Origin of the sequence: Flagellimonas hymeniacidonis (genome assembly GCF_008040165.1) — a bacterium.
Classification (GTDB): domain Bacteria; phylum Bacteroidota; class Bacteroidia; order Flavobacteriales; family Flavobacteriaceae; genus Flagellimonas; species Flagellimonas hymeniacidonis.
Map to the genome: position 1 here is coordinate 1660341 of NZ_VRUR01000002.1, position 17948 is coordinate 1678288.

Annotated in this window: 13 protein-coding genes; 6 read left to right on the plus strand and 7 right to left on the minus strand. The window is 38.9% G+C overall.

Going from position 1 to position 17948, the window contains the following annotated elements; all coding sequences use genetic code 11:
- Nucleotides 1-14 precede the first annotated feature (14 nt).
- From FVB32_RS16385 to FVB32_RS16410, 6 genes are read right to left on the minus strand one after another with little or no spacing between them, the layout of a single operon-like run.
- Entirely contained in the window at nt 15-3638 is a 3624-nt protein-coding gene (locus FVB32_RS16385) for an RHS repeat domain-containing protein (protein ID WP_147744907.1), read from the minus strand.
- A 42-nt stretch (nt 3639-3680) separates the two neighbouring features.
- Nucleotides 3681-4892: a fibronectin type III domain-containing protein gene (locus FVB32_RS16390; protein WP_147744908.1), complete on the minus strand. Its 1212-nt coding sequence runs from the start codon at nt 4890-4892 to the stop codon at nt 3681-3683.
- The gene (locus FVB32_RS16395) at nt 4892-6337 is read right to left on the minus strand and encodes a fibronectin type III domain-containing protein (RefSeq protein WP_147744909.1); all 1446 of its coding nucleotides are present in this window, start codon (nt 6335-6337) and stop codon (nt 4892-4894) included. Before FVB32_RS16395 ends, FVB32_RS16390 begins: the two co-directional genes overlap by 1 nt.
- Nucleotides 6338-6347: 10 nt before the next feature.
- Nucleotides 6348-7787: a fibronectin type III domain-containing protein gene (locus tag FVB32_RS16400; RefSeq protein ID WP_147744910.1), complete on the minus strand. Its 1440-nt coding sequence runs from the start codon at nt 7785-7787 to the stop codon at nt 6348-6350.
- Nucleotides 7784-8875: a fibronectin type III domain-containing protein gene (locus FVB32_RS16405; protein ID WP_147744911.1), complete on the minus strand. Its 1092-nt coding sequence runs from the start codon at nt 8873-8875 to the stop codon at nt 7784-7786. Before FVB32_RS16405 ends, FVB32_RS16400 begins: the two co-directional genes overlap by 4 nt.
- A gap of 1 nt (nt 8876) precedes the next feature.
- Nucleotides 8877-10574 (minus strand): hypothetical protein, encoded by a 1698-nt coding sequence (locus FVB32_RS16410; protein WP_147744912.1) that lies wholly within the window; start codon nt 10572-10574, stop codon nt 8877-8879.
- A gap of 307 nt (nt 10575-10881) precedes the next feature.
- Here FVB32_RS16410 and FVB32_RS16415 point away from each other — a divergent pair, with 307 nt between their 5' ends.
- From FVB32_RS16415 to FVB32_RS16440, 6 genes are read left to right on the plus strand one after another with little or no spacing between them, the layout of a single operon-like run.
- Nucleotides 10882-11316, plus strand: coding sequence for a general secretion pathway protein GspG (locus FVB32_RS16415; protein WP_246139904.1), 435 nt, complete (start codon nt 10882-10884; stop codon nt 11314-11316).
- 23 nt (nt 11317-11339) lie between these two features.
- Complete coding sequence (locus FVB32_RS16420; protein ID WP_147744913.1) at nt 11340-11801, plus strand: hypothetical protein; 462 nt, start codon at nt 11340-11342, stop codon at nt 11799-11801.
- Nucleotides 11791-13212 carry a GspE/PulE family protein gene (locus FVB32_RS16425; protein ID WP_147744914.1) on the plus strand — a complete coding sequence of 474 codons (1422 nt, stop codon included), beginning with the start codon at nt 11791-11793 and terminating at the stop codon, nt 13210-13212. The genes FVB32_RS16420 and FVB32_RS16425 overlap by 11 nt, the downstream gene beginning before the upstream one ends.
- Nucleotides 13213-13216: 4 nt before the next feature.
- Nucleotides 13217-15439, plus strand: coding sequence for a type II secretion system protein GspD (locus FVB32_RS16430; protein ID WP_147744915.1), 2223 nt, complete (start codon nt 13217-13219; stop codon nt 15437-15439).
- Complete coding sequence (locus FVB32_RS16435) at nt 15439-16650, plus strand: hypothetical protein (RefSeq protein ID WP_147744916.1); 1212 nt, start codon at nt 15439-15441, stop codon at nt 16648-16650. The genes FVB32_RS16430 and FVB32_RS16435 overlap by 1 nt, the downstream gene beginning before the upstream one ends.
- A gap of 46 nt (nt 16651-16696) precedes the next feature.
- A complete protein-coding gene (locus FVB32_RS16440) occupies nt 16697-17152 on the plus strand; it encodes a hypothetical protein (protein WP_147744917.1) in 456 nt (151 codons plus the stop codon).
- 163 nt (nt 17153-17315) lie between these two features.
- Here FVB32_RS16440 and FVB32_RS16445 read toward each other — a convergent pair whose 3' ends face one another.
- Nucleotides 17316-17882, minus strand: a complete 567-nt coding sequence (locus tag FVB32_RS16445) for a BfmA/BtgA family mobilization protein (RefSeq protein WP_147744918.1) — start codon at nt 17880-17882, stop codon at nt 17316-17318.
- Nucleotides 17883-17948 lie beyond the last annotated feature (66 nt).

Sequence of the window (17948 nt, forward strand, 5' to 3'; positions counted from 1 at the left end):
CATAATACCTAGTTTTATTGTTGGTTCTTATAGTGATATTCATAATCAGTTACCTTATTATCATCCTCATCTCGAACTTCCTTAAGCCTGTTGAACTCATCATATATGTAATGCATGACATAGCCTCTGGGGTCAGTAACAGTATCTAGACCAACCATAGGGTTATAGGTATACGTGGTTACCATAGCTTGGTCCATAGTGGCATGGGTTCGTAATGAATTTTCTTGATTTGCTGTCAATCCATCTGAACCTAAACTGAAGTTAGGACCGAAATTGGGGAGATTCTCTATTTGGGAGTAGGTGGCATTATCTATTTTGGCAACAGGATACCTGTCATCATAACCCCATAAGTATACGGTTGTAGAACCTTCTTCTGGGTATGAAACTTTTAAATTTCCATTAGGGTAATATTCAAAATGAGCCCTATTCTCAAAACTTGAACTGCTTCCTTTTTTGGTTTTTATTGTAGATGGTGCTATCACATCTCCCTGAACATAGTATTCATTTTCTCTAGTGAAAACAACATTGTCATTTTCTAAGGTTTCTACTTTGACTACTTCGTTTAATCTATTCTGTGTATTAAGACTTGAATAGGCTATTGGATCATCCTCAGGATAATACAGTTGCGTAGTCATTGTTTCTCCATCGCTGCCTGTTAGTGTAGACTTGCGTAATTGCCAACTTACCGCTGGATCGTACTCCATATCAGTAACTGTAGTAACAGCTACATTGCTATTGTACTCTTGTCTTGTCATTTGTATAGTATTGCCTATCCTTCCTCCCGCGGTTGTAATATTCATTTTGTTGCGAGCCAAATCGGGATCATTAATACATCCAGGGTAAAGGTCTGTATCACAAGGTTGGGCAGTCATCTGATTCCAACAATCTCCAATTCCAAAATTGCTGCTTTGTAGACAACGGAACTCAACATCAACATATTGGTAAGTATACTTGCCATTTGATGTTGGTACTTTATTTACATATTTAAAGGTATTCCCAGATTCATGCCCTAAGAATATTCCTTTATTGATGTAATATAGGTGGTCCTCATAGACATATCGAGAAGCTCCAACTGCAGCTCCGTTTGTGGTTCTCGTTTCCACATCTTTTTCTTTACCTACCTCATGATTTTGAATAAAATAAGTTCCAAAAGGAGGTAACCCAGTAGTATAGATGCCAGATCCTGAGTTGGGGCCATTGCCATCATTATAAAAAGTATATTCGGTATATCCGTTGCGTTGTTGCTCTTCTGGGGTATTTGGGTCAATGGAATTGGATTTTAATATCTCAAATACTTTTGAATACCCAATATGTGGCCTATTTCCCCCTGATGAATGCCCCACCCTATTGAGTATTTTAAGTGAGAATACGCCAGGATTACCATTATTTGCAGAAGTTTGTAGATAAACCTGACTATCTGTAAAGTATGATAAATACGGATTATGGATAATCTTACCAGAAGAGTCATTGCCGTCTAATGCAGTGGTGTACTGGTATTCTTTATGGGTTGCCAGTGCTAAATCTGCACTATAATCCTTTATGGATTTTACCCGAAGTCCAGCTCTTGGTTCTTGTCCAGTTCCTATTAAAGGATTGCCTCCCAGTATTATCTCTCCCCAAACACTAAAGGTGCTCGTATTTCCTATGGTTCCATTAATCATGGATATTTGGTAACAACCAGCCTCCAAATATATCGTCCCTTCATAGCTTCCGTTTGCCGATAGTTTAAAACTATCTGGGTCTAAAGGCATCCCATTGGTCAAATCTAACACTTGATTTAGTGGGAGCGCAGTGTAATTTGAACATGATGTTCCACCGTTTGAAGCACTACCCCTGTAGAAAAGATACCCAAGTTTTGGGAATTGTGTTGTTCCCCCAGTACTTTGATAAACCACTCTGTACAAACCATCTTCACTAATATTAAATAAACCCTGTGATACATTGGGTGGTTTTGGATATTGATCTTGGCACCAAATTCCTGAGCAATCGGCTGGGTTAGGCTCATAAAAATCTGCTTGTTGTTCACCTCCTTGTAGTGATATCCCTGAAGCAAAGTCAACCTCAACAATCGTTTCATTTTGCAAATCCTCGCTATTATAGGGGGAAGTATGCAATTCGTATTCAAACTCTGTAAATCCGCCTGTTGGGTAAATCAGTTTTTTCAATATACCTACCTGAGCAAAACCAACATCAGGGGTACGATCAGCTCCGTCATAGGTATCATCTCCTACCTTCAGTCTTGGGTATAATACAGTATTAGGTTTATCATTAAAATAACCCAAATAATCCTGTCCAGAAAGGGCATCTCTTGAGGGGACAAGCTGCGGGCTTTCATATTCAAAGCTATAAGTTTGATACTGGTTGTTGTTTTTGGAAAAAATGGTAAGTGCATCTAATTTAAGACGCTTATCAATATTGAATGTGCTTTGCGAATCTCCAAAAATACTGTAGTCAAAATCAAAATATTTGTGGAGTGTTTCACCAATATCTGGAAGATGAATATCAATTCTTTCTATTGCCGAATCCAAACTACTATCTGCTCTAGCACCCAACGTAATGGACACTAATTTTTTTGTATTGTGTCTAATTTCCGAAAGGAATATTTGGTCAATGGAATAAGAGGATTGATAAATTGCTGGATTACCATACCCTATACCATAAAAGTCCGGTCCAATATTGCCATCATCTGAGTTATTGGTAATCTGTTGTACAGGTGCTGCCACATTATCGCCTGCCCATGACCCCAGGTTTACATAGTCAAATTCATAAACATCCTTTTTATTAGGGGATTCCACCTTGGTCAATAGCCAAGAAGAATAATAATCTCTCACCAAGCCATAAAATAAATCTGGCCCCACAATATAATCATCTCCTTGAAATTTTGTTAGTTCCTTATCATTATCATCATTATTATTATCATCATTAGCAAAATGAAATTTGGTGCCATCCTCATGAGTTACGATCCACCCAGTTATGAATGTTGGGGATCCACTTTGAATAATTTCAACCTTAATTCTTGGGTTTTCTAAGGCTTTTGCTTCTAAATTTGCGACATCTATTACAATATAATCATTGATTCCCAATACATTGAGACTAAAATAATCTGGTTGGGTCTCGTACTCACCGGTGCTAACCCTTTTAATAAAATCAAAATAAGCTTGGACATTATCATCAGTAGGTCCATCAAAGATTTGGTTTTCTTCAATATAATCAATCATTTGAGCTTGGACACTGGTATTATTAAAAAAGCTCTGATAAAGGGGGTTTGCATTGCTATAATCATCTGGGAAACCATTGACAATTCTAGATATTCTTCCTCCCACATTTAAGTTCCAGCCCAAACCAACTTGAGATGCCATTTGTTCTACTTTTATACCACTTGCATCATAGGTAAGTCCCATAGGTAAGTCTAATTCCCTTCCTTTATGGGTGTAGAGCGGTACTGAAATATTTGGTGTACCTGTATAAAGAGAAACTGAAGTATTTCCATACTTGGTAAAAGCTTCAGCCTCTGGTGAGTTTGGTATCTGTACCATTTTTGCCAGCTCGTCCAGATTGCTATATTGTTCCTGAGCAACTGCTGTGTATTCGCTCAGAAATATTAGGGCGAGCAATGCAATTTTTATTTCAGCTTTCATAAATATTATATTTTTTAAAAGGGTTGTTTTCTACTTATTAAATTAAAATCCACTTATTACTTTTTTAGAAGGAGGGCTTTGTTGAAGTGACTCCAACTTTGTTATTCTTTCTTCTTGCTCAAGAATATATAAGGTCAACTCCTCAATCTTCTCTATCAGCAATCTGTTCATTTCTCCAATCTCAATGCCATTAGCTTCTGCTTCCTTAGCAGATGGAATATTGGGCAAGTGTCCTTTTTCCTTAATATGTTTTTGGACATCTTCAAGGGATGACAAATCGTAATCTTTGGCAAAGACATAATCTGGCCAGTTGCCAGATAATTGCACTTTTACCTCTTCTGTAATAAGTTTGCCATCTATGGCCATTCTGTAGCCATTGGGAACAGTACTGGTTCCTACAGCAACATCACCGGTATAACTTGCCACCGAGCTAGATTCGGACCAAACCGAGCTTCCTCCTCCAGAAGAACCACCACCAGAACTATTGGTTGTTACGGACACAGCGTTACTCACGACACTTTCATTGTTGGCAGCATCAAGAGCGGTTACGGTAAAGTTGTATGCGGTGCTCGCAGTAAGTCCGGTAGCTTGATAGGTGTTCACATTACCCAAGGTGGCTTCTAGAACTCCATCTTTAAATATTTTATATCCCGTAACGCCAATATTGTCAGTTGCTCCGCTCCATGAAAAGTCGGCTGTGGTATCTGATTGTCCCGTGCTTGAAAGAGTTGGAGCAGTTGGAGATTGGGTATCTGTTGAACTTTGAGGGATAATAGAGACTCTGTCAATAAAGATCTCATCTCCAGTCGAACCTGACCCTGACCCTGTAAAAACTCTTATTACCGGAGCCGACGAAGTTGCAGTCACGGTAAAAGTATATTCTGTCCAAGCAGTACTACTTATTAAGGTGGTGGAAAAACCAGAGAGACCATCCCAAACCGCAAAGGCGGGATCATTAGCTTGGGACCCTACCTTTGCCCAAACACTTATATCATAAGTTTCCCCATTGGTTGCAGTAAAACTATACTCGGCCCTCCGGTTTTGGGTATTTGTAGAGGTAGAAACAATCTTCATGGCATAAGTTCCATGATAGGGGTCAGTAGTATCTGCAGTCATTGTGGATCCTCCAGTCCATCCAGTAACGGAATTGCTTTCGTTGTTTACACTCACAGCATTGCTAGGGGTATGAAGTTCTTGTGCATATATGCTTATTGTTCCAAGTATTGCCAAAAAGTGCATAATAGTTTTTCTCATTACTTAAGTTTTAATTGTTCTATCTCTTTTTGTTGATTTTGGTTTTCTTTTTTTAATTCTAACAGGTATAATGTCAACTCCTCTATCTTTTCTAAAAGCAACCGGTTCATTTCCCCAAGTTGGATTCCATTTTCTTCCACTTCTTTGGCCGATGGTATGTTGGGCAGATGTCCTTTTTCTTTGATATGTTTTTGGATTTCTTCAAGGGAAGGCAGGTTATAATCTTCGGCAAAGACGTAATCAGGCCAGTTTCCTGATAACTGCACTTTGACTTCTTCTGTAATCAGTTTGCCATCTATCGCCATTTTATAGCCAGTGGGCACAGTACTGGTTCCTACAGCAATATCACCGGTATAGCTTGCCACCGAACCGGCCTCTGACCAAACCGAGCTTCCCCCTCCTGAAGAACCTCCTCCCGAACTATTGGTAGTTATGGACACGGCATTGCTCACAACGCTTTCATTGCCCGCTGCATCCAAGGCAGTTGCCGTAAAATTATAAGCTGTGCTGGCCACAAGACCAGTAACTTGGTAGGTATTCACATTGCTCAAGGTGGCTTCGAGAGCGCCGTCTTTAAAGATTTTATATCCTGTAACGCCAATATTGTCCGTGGCACCGCTCCAGGAAAGGTCGGCTATGGTTTCGGTCTGGCTAGTGCTTGAAAGAGTTGGAGCTGTTGGAGGTTGGGTATCTCCTGACGGATTCGTCAGATCATTATAGATGGCCTGTATCTCGGATGATGAAAGTGCTTTGCTGAATATTCCTATGTTTCTAATATGGTCTGAATATTCCCAGTTAAATCCAGAGTTTCCAGAACTTCGATGTGCTCCAATTAAAATGTCAATACTATCCGTAAAAGTTCCAATGCTATTACTATTTCTAGTTTCAATGAGTTGACCATTTATGTATAGAAGAGATTCTGTTGTTTTGACCACAAGGACAAAGTGTATGTTTTCATCTACAAGTCCGCTGCTTAAATCAAAAAAGCGTGCCGATGAGTTTGCGTTGCCAATATCAGTCCAGAACTTACTGCTGGTAATATCAATCCCATATTGCCAATCATCATCACCTTTGGCAACCAAAACGCCTTGACTTGGAACACCGGTTCCCATAAAACCCATAATGGTAAACTCATCAGTACCCGGAACAAAGTTTAGTGCACTAGGTTGGCCCAAGTTGATTGCATTGCTGGAACCAGCAAAACTGAACTCTTTTTTACCGTCATTGCGAATATTCAAAGTGATAGACCCTTCCAATGTAATTCCAGAAATAATCTGAGCTTGGTCTGTTATAGTGGTAACAAGTGAGCCGTCCACTCCTGTCTGTTCCTCAGCATCTATCCATGCCTTCAATTCCGGTATCCTAGCACTAGGGGGTACTAAACTAGTTTGCGAATGTGAAATGAGGGCGAATCCTAAAAATAATAGGGTTATAATTTTTTTCATCTTTTCTGCTTTATTTGTTTTCTATCTTATTTAGCCGTTTTTCAATAGTTTGATTTTTCTGCTCCAATTGTAGAATGTACAAGGTCAACTCCTCTATCTTTTCTATAAGCAACCGGTTCATTTCCCCAAGTTCAAATCCATTTTGTTCTACTTCTTTGGCCGATGGTATGTTGGGCAGATGTCCTTTTTCTTTGATATGTTTTTGGATTTCTTCAAGGGAAGGCAAGTCATAATCCTTAGCAAACACATAATCTGGCCAGTTTCCAGATAACTGCACCTTTACTTCTTCCGTAATCAGCTTACCATCTATGGCCATTTTATAACCATTAGGCACAGAGTTAGTCCCAACAGCCACATCTCCTGTATAACTTGCCACGGAGTTGGCCTCGGACCAAACTGAGCCACCTGAGGAACCTCCCCCTGAACTATTGGTTGTTATGGGCACAGTATTGCTTACTGCACTTTCATTACCTGCCCCATCCAAGGCCGTTGCCGTAAAATTGTATGCGGTATCTGCTGTAAGCCCTGTAACTTGATGTGCACTCACATTGCCCAAAGTGGCTTCGAGAGCGCCGTCCTTAAATATTTTATATCCCGTAACACCAATATTGTCAGTTGCTCCGCTCCAAGAAAGGTCGGCCGTTGTTTCTGATTGTCCTGTACTTGCCAGTGTAGGTGCTGTTGGAGGTTGGGTATCTCCTGACGGATTCGTCAGATCATTATAGATGGCCTGTATCTCGGATGAGGATAAAGCTTTATTAAAGAATCCTATGTTCTTTATCGTTCCATCAAATTCAAATCCAGTTCCTGTGTTATTCGATGCATCCCTCCTAGCACCTATCAAAACATCAAGATCTACAGTTGATGTTCCAATATTATCAGAACTTTGAAGCAAGCCATTAACATATAAAGATTGCTGCGTTGTTGTTACTACTAAAGTCCAAACCTCATCTTCATCAAACATAGATTGTTGTGCAAAAGTTTCTATTGTTGAGCCAATAGTTGATGAGTAACTTCCAGGAGACCCTGATAATCTTGCCATTCCATAACTTGAATTACTTCCAGAAGAAGCTTTTGCTACTAAAAACCCTTGTGTTCCATTATTTTCTCCAAAAGTTGACATAATCGTAAACTCATCTGTTCCAGGGATAAAATTCAATGATGCAGGCTTACCCAAGTTGATGGCGCTGTTAGACCCAGAAAAACCAAACTCCTTTTTCCCATCCCCAGTAATGTTAAGGGTCACGGTTCCCTCAACCACTATTCCTGAAAGAACACCTGCTTGGTCTATGACCGATGTAACCTGTGAGCCATCCGCTCCAGTCTGCTCTTCCGCATCGATCCAGGTAACCAATTCAGGAATTCTAGCACTTTGTGGCACCAAACTCGTTGGGTTTTGGGCGAATACCATCATTGGCATCGCCAACACTATAATCAATATTACTCTCACTGTTTTTGTTTTAATTGTTCTATTTCCCTTTGTTGTTGAAGAATATAAAGTGTCAACTCCTCTATCTTTTCTAAAAGCAACCGGTTCATTTCCCCAAGTTGGATTCCATTTTCTTCTACTTCTTTGGCTGAGGGAATGTCGGGAAGGTGCCCTTTTTCTTTAATGTATTTTTGGATTTCTTCAAGGGTTGGTAATTCATAATCTTTGGCAAACACATAATCTGGCCAGTTGCCTGATAGCTGTACTTTTACTTCTTCCGTGATCAGTTTGCCATCTATAGCCATTTTGTAGCCAGTGGGCACAGTACTGGTTCCAACAGCAACATCACCAGTATAACTTGCCACCGAGCTGGTCTCTGTCCAAACCGAGTTTCCACCTCCAGAAGATCCTCCTCCCGAACTATCAGTTGTTACGGACACAGCGTTACTCACGACACTTTCATTGGTGGCAGCATCCAAGGCTGTTGCCGTAAAACTGTAGGCTGTGCTTGCTGTCAAACCAGTAACTTGGTGGGTGTTCACATTGCCCAAGGTGGCTTCGAGGGCGCCATCTTTAAAGATTTTATATCCCGTAACACCTGTATTGTCTGTGGCCTCACTCCATGAAAGGTCAACGGTAGTGTCCGTTTGAGCCGTACTCGATAATGTTGGAGCAGTTGGAGCCTGAGAATCTGTTGTAGTATTTACAAAAGTAATGGTGAAATTATCAACTGCGAATACATTTAAACTACTATCCAAATATTCAACTGTGAATGATAGGTCTCCTACACTTGGAGACCAACTATGTGCTAAATCATAATCACCGCTTGAATCGCCGCGGTAAGCATAAGGGATTGCGCCCTCAGTTTTAGTATACTCAGAGGTAGTAAAACGTACCTGATATGCAATTCCGCTAGTAGTTAGATTAGACGCTACATTCAAGATACTTGCTTCGTTTAAATTCCAAGTGAAATTATTGTTGAAAGAAGGAACTAAAACACTGTTATTGGCAGCATCTATCAACTGATAAGTATATGTGTTTTGTGCAACTGACTTAAATGGTAATATACATAGAATCAGTATGGGGAATATTGAAAATACATTTTTCATACTAGGATTTGTTTTCTTTATTTATAACTTTTGCTTCTATTTTTTTAATTTTTTCATTACTCTCTCTTTTCAATTGATTTATCTCCTTTTTCAATTCAATGATATAAAGCATCTGCTCCTCAATCTTCTCTAGCAGCAATCTGTTCATTTCTCCGATGTCAATACCATTGGCTTCGGTTTCTCTAGCTGATGGAATATTTGGCAGATGTCCTTTTTCTTTGATATGCTTTTGAACTTCTTCAAGGGAAGGCAGATTATAGTTTTTGGCAAACACATAATCTGGCCAGTTGCCAGATAGCTGCACCTTTACTTCTTCTGTGATTAGTTTGCCATCTATCGCCATTTTATAACCAGTGGGCACAGTTCCAGTCCCAACAGCAACATCACCGGTATAGCTTGCCACCGAACTGGCCTCGGACCACACCGAGCTTCCCCCTCCTGAAGAACCTCCTCCCGAACCATTGGTTGTTACAGACACAGCATTGCTCACAACACTTTCATTGCCCGCTGCATCCAAGGCAGTTACCGTGAAATTGTATACGGTATCTGCTGTAAGACCTGTAGCTTGATAAGTAATCACATTGCCCAAGGTGGCTTCTAGAGCGCTATCTTTAAAGATTTTATATCCGGTAACACCAACATTGTCCGTGGCACCGCTCCAGGAAAGGTCGGCTGTAATATCTGATTGTCCTGTACTTGAAAGGGTTGGAGCTGTTGGAGGTTGGGTGTCTGATGTGTTAACCGTTCCTTGATAAATTGACAGTTCATCCAATAATAAATAATCTGTTGTAGGAGTTCCACTACTTCCATATACTTGAAGAATAAACGTTGAACCAGTAGCTTCACCAGTAAATTTAAAAGGCGCATAAGATGTAGTTGGACTGGTACCTATGTCCACCGATATGTTCGTAAAATGAATGAAGTCCATACCTTGAGTATTAATGGTATTGACTTTTACATAGCCCTCTATAGTGTAGGTTTCACCTGGAATAGAACTTATTGTTAACCCAGAAAGTTCATATGCACCTGCATTTTTGCCTCCTACCTTTAAGGCATAATTCCCAGCATAAACATCGGCAGATTCTACCGTGAGCCAATAATCATTACTCCATGACGCTCCTATTTCAGCACTTTCGTTTGTTTTAGATGCAGCAGATGGTTCAGTATAAAGGATTGATCCCTGTTGGTTAACTGGCTGTACAGAAACACTGCTTATATATATTTTGTTATTCAGGCCGCTATCTAAAGTCGCGTAAGAAGTAATCACAAAATCATTTCCATCTGATGTTACCGTGAAGGTATAATCCTGATAGACATTCGATATAACTGATGTATTAATGCTCTCTTGTATCCCAAACCAGGCAAAGAAGGATCCATTGCTTGTATTACCGGCATCATTTCTTGCACGAATCACTACATTATACTGAGCTCCATTGGTAAGTCCGGTAATCGTGGTTCTCGCGGCATTAAAGCCAGTTCCACTATTTCCTGTAACGACAATGGAATGATTACTTGAACCATCGGTCTCTGAAATCGTGGTTACTGTGGTTACTCCATACGCCGTCCAACCAGTGGTTGAATTATTCTCATCACCTATGTTGGTCGCATTGCTGTGCGTATATAATTCTTGAGCTAATCCATTGGTGATAGAAAACAGAATTCCACAAATGCAGGGAATAAAAATTCTTGCCCTTCTCATGTTAGGTTGATTTAGATTAAAAGGAATGTTTGGCTATAGAAAAGTAGTAAATAATTAGTAGGAATTTTACTTCATTTTTTGAGGAAAGTTAACTTCACATAAGAGTGGGTATTAAAAGTTTTCTCAAACAACTGAAAATTAAAAGCTTACAATATTTATTCGTTGTTGATAATTTTTCTGATTTTTTAATCTTTAAAAATTTATTGAAAATTCTATAGAATATTGTATTAAAAAAACTACATTTCGAGTAGGATGCAATTCTATACTTACGTGAGTAACAAACAATTCATTATTGACCAATAATCCAATGAAAAGTATATTCAAAAAATGGTCCAGTGACTTCCATATGAAAAGGCTATACGCGATTAATTTGCAAGAAACCCTAATTGTATTGGCCATTATAGGCATTCTGCTCTTATTGGCCCTTCCCAACCTTATGCCCTTGATATCCAAGGCAAAGAGTGTTGAGGCACAGGTGCAATTAAAGGCTATTTACAATGCCCAGACCACCTACAGGTATATGCACAGCAAATATTCCAATGGGATGGGCGAACTGGACTTTGAGGCACCAAGGACCGTAAAGGAAAATGGAACGGCCAATTATATATATGAAATACTTAGTGCGGACAATGCCACTTTTAAAGCTAGGGCATCTGCCATCACCGATTTTGACGGGGATGGAATCTTCAATGTGTGGGAAGTTGATGAAAATGGTAATCCAAAACAGCTAATAAAAGATTGATTTTTACTTTAAAACTATTGCTAATGGGGTGTCTTGGGTTTATAGCCTTTCAGGATTTTAAGGAACGTAAAGTTCTTTGGTTCTTGTTTCCATTTGCCATGGTTTTATTTGGGCTTGTACATTTCCTACAAATTGATGGGCTAAACCTCTTCTCCCATTATATCCTTATCAATTCTGTGCTCATCACCAGTATTATTGGAATACTCTTTATATACACCAAGTTCATTTTAAAGAAAAAATTCCTTGACCATAGTTTAGGCCTAGGGGATATTCTCTTTTTCTATGCCTTTGGGTTGGGATTTCCCTCTGTCACATTTATAATTCTCTTCGCCAGCGCGGTCATATTTTCATTATTGGTTTTCTTATTGCTTAACAAACGGTTAGGGCTTGATACCGTTCCGTTGGCAGGCTTAATGGGCCTTTTTCTTGTATTCGTGGTTTTAGTCAATCTTATTTCCAAATCCCCTTCGCTATATGCCTATTGATACAAAGAAGAATTTACTTATAGCACCGAGCTTGGTACAGCGAATTACTGCGGAGCAGGCATTTTTTTATAGGATTGTTCCAAAAGAAATAATAGATGATGTTTTGATATTTTGGACCGATGCCCCGTCACCTGACAGTTTGCTTTCTGAACTCAGAATAGTCTTGGACTGTGCCCTAGAGCTGGCACCCCTGCCCACTGATGAGTTACAGGATTTTTTGGCGGCCAATTATCGAAAAGCGCAAACTGTACAAAACAGTGAATTGCATTACACTCCCGATTTTTTGGAAAAAATATTGGTCGATGCCAAAACTATCGGTAGCAGTGATATCCATTTTGAACCTTATGAGACTTTATGTAGGGTTAGGTTTCGGTTGGATGGAAAATTGGTGGAGCAATTCAGTATTCCCATTCAGGAATACCCGACCATAATCAATAAAATAAAGATTAGGGCAGATCTTGATATTGCAGAAAAACGTTTGCCACAAGATGGACGGATAACCATGAAATCCAACGGGAGTGAATTTGACATTCGTGTCTCTTCCCTACCCACATTGTTTGGAGAAAAAATTGTGCTACGTATTCTGAACAAGGATACAAAATCAGTAAGCCTAGTAGATCTAGGGTTTAATGAAATTGAACTTCGTAGGTACAAAGAAGGGATTAAAATCCCCAACGGAATCATCCTTATATCGGGTCCTACCGGTTCAGGTAAAACTACAACCCTATATGCCACCTTAAAATTGCTCAATGATTCCAAGACCAACATTCTGACCATAGAGGATCCTATAGAATATACATTGGAAGGAGTGAATCAAGTTCAGTTAAAAGAAAACATTGGGCTGGACTTTGCCAGTGCGTTACGGACATTTTTACGACAAGATCCAGATATTATAATGGTTGGGGAAATACGTGATGTTAAGACCGCGAACATGGCCATTAGAGCTGCCTTGACCGGGCACTTGGTTTTATCAACAATACATACCAATTCGGCCTGGGCCACCATTTCAAGACTTATTGATATGGGCATTCCTCCATTTCTCATTGCCAGTACCTTGAACATTAGTGTCGCACAGCGTTTAGTAAGACAGTTATGTTCGCACTGTAAACAAAAAGATAAGGTGAAATCTGAACTTTTTCCAGAAGGTTTCAACCCACCAAAAGACCTTACCCACCATTATGCCCCAATGGGATGTCAGACATGTCATCATACTGGTTACAGTGGAAGAAAGGCCATTTATGAAATAATACCCATCACCAGTTCCCTAACTCCTTTAATAAAAAACAATGCATTGGACATAAATGATTATTTGAAAGAAAATAATATACGTAGCCTTAAGGATAATGCGCTTTTATTGATAAAGGAGGGCGCAACATCCATTGAAGAAATATACCCTTTGTTAACCAATTGATTTGATGAAAAAGAACCTATTGTTGATTTTTTTGTTGCTCTCTTTTTTCTCCTATGGACAGGAAGAAACCAGAATACAGAATATAAAGAACAATCTGGAAGTCCTTTCCGTGGATAACCCAGGGCTTTCCGAGAATTTAAAACTTGATATCAATGTAAACAGTGTCTCGCTTTCCAATTTTTTATTAGCGGTATCCCAAGTGCATAAAGTAAACATCAATATAGATCCTGGGCTGCAAGGCATTAATATTGTAAATAATTTTTCAAATGTCACCGTTGCTGATTTACTGGTGTTCCTCTGTAAACAATACAGTTTGGACATCAACTTTACAGGTAACATTCTTTCTATCCAAAAATTTCAACCCCCTCCAGAAATCGTTCCAGAAAAAGAAGTTTCTGTGGGTTTTGACGCTTTGAACAATCTCCTTTCTATGGATTTAAATGGAGATATGCTCGAAAAAACATTTCGGAAAATTATTGATGTTTCGGGACAGAATCTATTATACAACAGCGGAATGGAAAATATTCCTTTGAACCTATATATTAAAGATGTGCCCATTGACGTGGCGATGGAAAAACTGGCTGAGACCAACAATTTAAAATACTCAAAATCTAGGGATGGTTTTTATCTTTTTGATCAGATCAACCAAAATGTTTCAAATCCTGGTGCTCCAAATTCAGGAAATAGGGGAATTGGTAATAACAATTTCCATTATCAGGTATTGGACACCATCAATAGGGTGCTAAATGTGGATTTTAACAATGTTCCCATTGCTGATATCGTAAGAGAAATAAGTTTGGACCTGGACTTGGATGTTTATGTTGCCACTCCCTTGACCGAGGCAGGAAACGTCAGTTTTAAGGCAAAACAAATTTACTATGATGAATTGTTGACCAAAATATTTGAAAGCAAAGCAACTTACACAGATAATCCAGTCAATAATACTTCTTCCCAATACGCGACTGGTCAATCTCAAAATAGAAATCAAAACAGAGCGGCTCTTAATCCGGCACCAAGCACCAATACTTCCCGTTTTACATTTAAGAAAGAAAACGACCGCTATTTTTTTGGAACAGCGGACCAATTGAGTGTAAGAAAATTGGAAATTGTGCAAATGATGCATCGTTCGGTGGAGTTGCTGGGAGACCCCATGCAGTCCGGGGGTTTTGGTAGATCTGCCGGGAGAACAGTAGGTGGTGGAGTCAATTATTTAGGCAATGGGTTTCAAAATAACAATAATGGGTTTGGTAACAATCAGGGCAACTTTGGTCAAAATACCAACAATGCAAGAAGAATCAATACTCAAGCCAGTCCATTTAACGAACGTGCTTCCAATGCCGAGGCCATAGTTAATATTTTGCCAGATGATGTCATTGCCGACCTCGACATAAAAATAGATTATGAGCTGAACAGCTTCTTGATCAGTGGTCCTGCAGCGAACATTAACCGGTTTAAAAAATTCATAAAGCAAATTGATAAGCCCGTCCCGGTAATACTTATTGAAGTTATGTTGATCGAGGTCAGAAAATCCGCTACCATTGAGACCGGTATTAGTTGGGGAATCGGCGATGAACCTGTAAAAACCTCCGGAGGTATATTTCCTGAAGCCGATTTGACACTGGGAGCTAAGACTGTCAATAAGATCATTGGTGGTTTTGATGGGTTTGGCTCCTTTAATATTGGTAGGGTGGTCCCAGAGTTTTTTGCAACTATCAAAGCGATGGAATCCAACGGAAACATAAAGATCAGATCGACGCCCAAGCTTTCTACCTTAAACGGACACCGTGCCAATCTTTCTATTGGGGAGACTACCTATTATGTGGTTACAAGCCAGAATTTTTTTGGGTCACAGATACCCACTACTTCTGAGGTTCGAAATTTTCAACCCATAGATGCACAACTTGCCGTAAGTATAAAGCCATTGGTTTCCGGAAATGGTCAAGTAACCTTGGATATTAATGTAATACAGTCAGACTTTAGCTCTGAGCGCATAGATGAAGACGCCCCGCCAGGACTTACCTCAAGGGAATTTAGTTCGATCATCAGAATGCAAAATCAAGATTTGGCTATTTTGGGGGGATTGGAAGAAAAAGTAAAAAATGACTCAGGTAGCGGTGTTCCCTTTCTAGCAAGAATCCCAGTGATCAAATGGCTATTTAGCAAAAGGAAAAGAGAGGATAGCAAACAAAAGCTTACCATTTTAATTAAACCAACAGTTATCTACTAGTGCTGGACATCGTAAGGACATATTTTACCAAAGGGAACGCCTTCTATGGATTGGAAGTCTATCAAATAGGGAACAATATTAAGTTCCATCTTCTGGAAGTAGTTAAAAAGAAAGGGGAACTAGTCATTACAAACAGCCAAAGTTTTGAAGAATTACAATTGCTCGTTGATTTTGCCAAACCTTCAGTTCCCATTTGTCTTATTTATAATACGGACAGTGTAATAACAAAACAAACAGGAGCTGAACCCAATTTTGAGGATAAGGGGGCCGTAGAACAACTTTTTCCAGGCTTGAATTTTGAAAACTTCTTTTACCAAATTTCAAATCTCGGCGACCTTTCCTATATCAGTGTGGTCAAAAAACAAGATGTGGAAACGTACTTGGTTCGATTAAAAGAAATGAAGTTTAAAATTGGTGGTTTATCTCTGGGAGCTAGCTCGTTAAGTCGTATTGCAAACTACTTGAACAACGATTTTATTCTCACAAACCGAGGTAAGGTTGTTCTAAACAATATTTCCGATACCAATTTATCTGCTTCAACAGAAAAGAGCAGTTCATCATCATATGACATCAATGGATTAAATGTTAAGCATACCGAAATTCTTGCTTTTTCTGAAATATTGGACTTCTTGACCCGTAACGTCAAAGACACGTCCAACTTTGTTGACGTTGTCGAAAATTTACAAAACGAATTTGCCAACAGCAGAACATTTGGTATACTTCTGCACTCATCTTTGGTTTTTATATTGTTGCTTTTACTTTCAAATTTTTTCCTTTTCAACTTTTATTTTGATGGAGTCCAATTGTCAAAAGAAAACTTGGCCTTTGAAAACGAGAACAAAAAGAATCTCATGGCGCTAACAGATAAAGTTGCAGAAAAAGAAAGAAAAGTGGATGCCGTCCTATCGGTTTCAAATTCAAGGACTTCTTATTACTTGGATGAATTGGGAGCTTCTATTCCCAAAAGTATATTATTGGATGGATTACAGTACCAACCGTTAACAAAGCCTGTACAATCATTAAAACCTATCGAATTGAATATAGATGAACTCCTTGTGATGGGAAATTGCATCAATAGTGAAGACTTTTCATCTTGGTTGATACATCTGGAAGGGTTAGAATGGGTACAATCCGTAGAAACTATGGATTACGATTATAAAAACAAGAATACCTCAAATTTTAAGATAAAGATCAGTGCAACAACTCCTTAAAAATAAAGTAGTTCTCTTACTGTTACTCTTGTTACTAACGTTGCTTATGTGCTATAAATTCGCAATATCCAATACATTGGCCTTAAGAAAAGAATACCGCTCCTTAAAAGTGGAAGAACAGTTGTTCAACGATATTCCGCAACAACTGGTATTTCTCTCCAAAAAAGAAAAGTATTTGGACTCGTTGCTCCAAAAACTGAATTTGAACAATACCTCAATGGAAAATAACCTAATACGTGTTGTAAACAGTGAAGCTGCCAAGAACAATTTAAAGGTCATGGATTTTAATCCGCCCCATAGAGTGATGACGGATAACAATTCGGTTACTACCTACGAATTTGTTTTGAGAGGTGGTTTTGGCCCTATTTTGAAAACTATTTACACCATAGAGAATCAATCTACCTTTGGAGAGGTCATACATTTAAATTTTGCCAAAGAGAAAAATTATAGGACGAACAAAAAGTATTTGGAGGTTAAAGTATTGATGCAACATATTGAGTAGAAATTTAAATAGTGGAAAGAGAATTTATAATATTAAATGTCCCAAATCCTTACCTCTAACTTTGCGCACGGATCCTGTTTCGATTTTATAGTGTTCCGATAGATAAGCGTTGAATAAAATCGAAAAAGGGCGCATTCTACTATTGCAAAAGGTAACTTGAATTTTATTTTCTATCTAGTTCTTGTCTAACGCTTTCCAATTCAGCTGAATCCATTTCCACTTTAAAATAAGGCTTGCCAAAAGTTGGTTCTACCTTTTTTATTTTATCAAGGATTTTAAAAAAGGCTCTTCGGTCTCTACCCAGAGTCTCAACAACTTCATTATATTCTTCGAAAGAAACTTTTCCCTCCTCCATATTCCATTCCTCTCTGGTCATTCTCATGCTCTTTTCGTCCACGAGTAAGGGTTGCTCTTTTTTCTTTAATGACATTCCAGTGAAGAGGCTTTTAAGCATGTCATGGGTCGGTTTTAGCTGCTCACGCTCCATCCTACGCAATACTTCTTCTATATAATCAAACCGTCCTGTCAAGTAATTTTGGAACTTGATAAAACGGATCATCACTTCACTTTTTGGATCTATCCTAGCTTTTTCAAAAAAATCGATCATGGCATCGATAGTCTCCGAATGTGATCTTGAAACGGTCTTGGAATATGCCCGAAATCGCTCCGCTGTAATCCGATTTATACTTATGGCCGAAAAAGTGCTTTTTCTTTTATTTTTTACATCCATTACTGTAAATTTTATTAATGTTTTTAGGTGTTCCCAGAGGATTTTACGCAAATTTGCCCTAGTGGA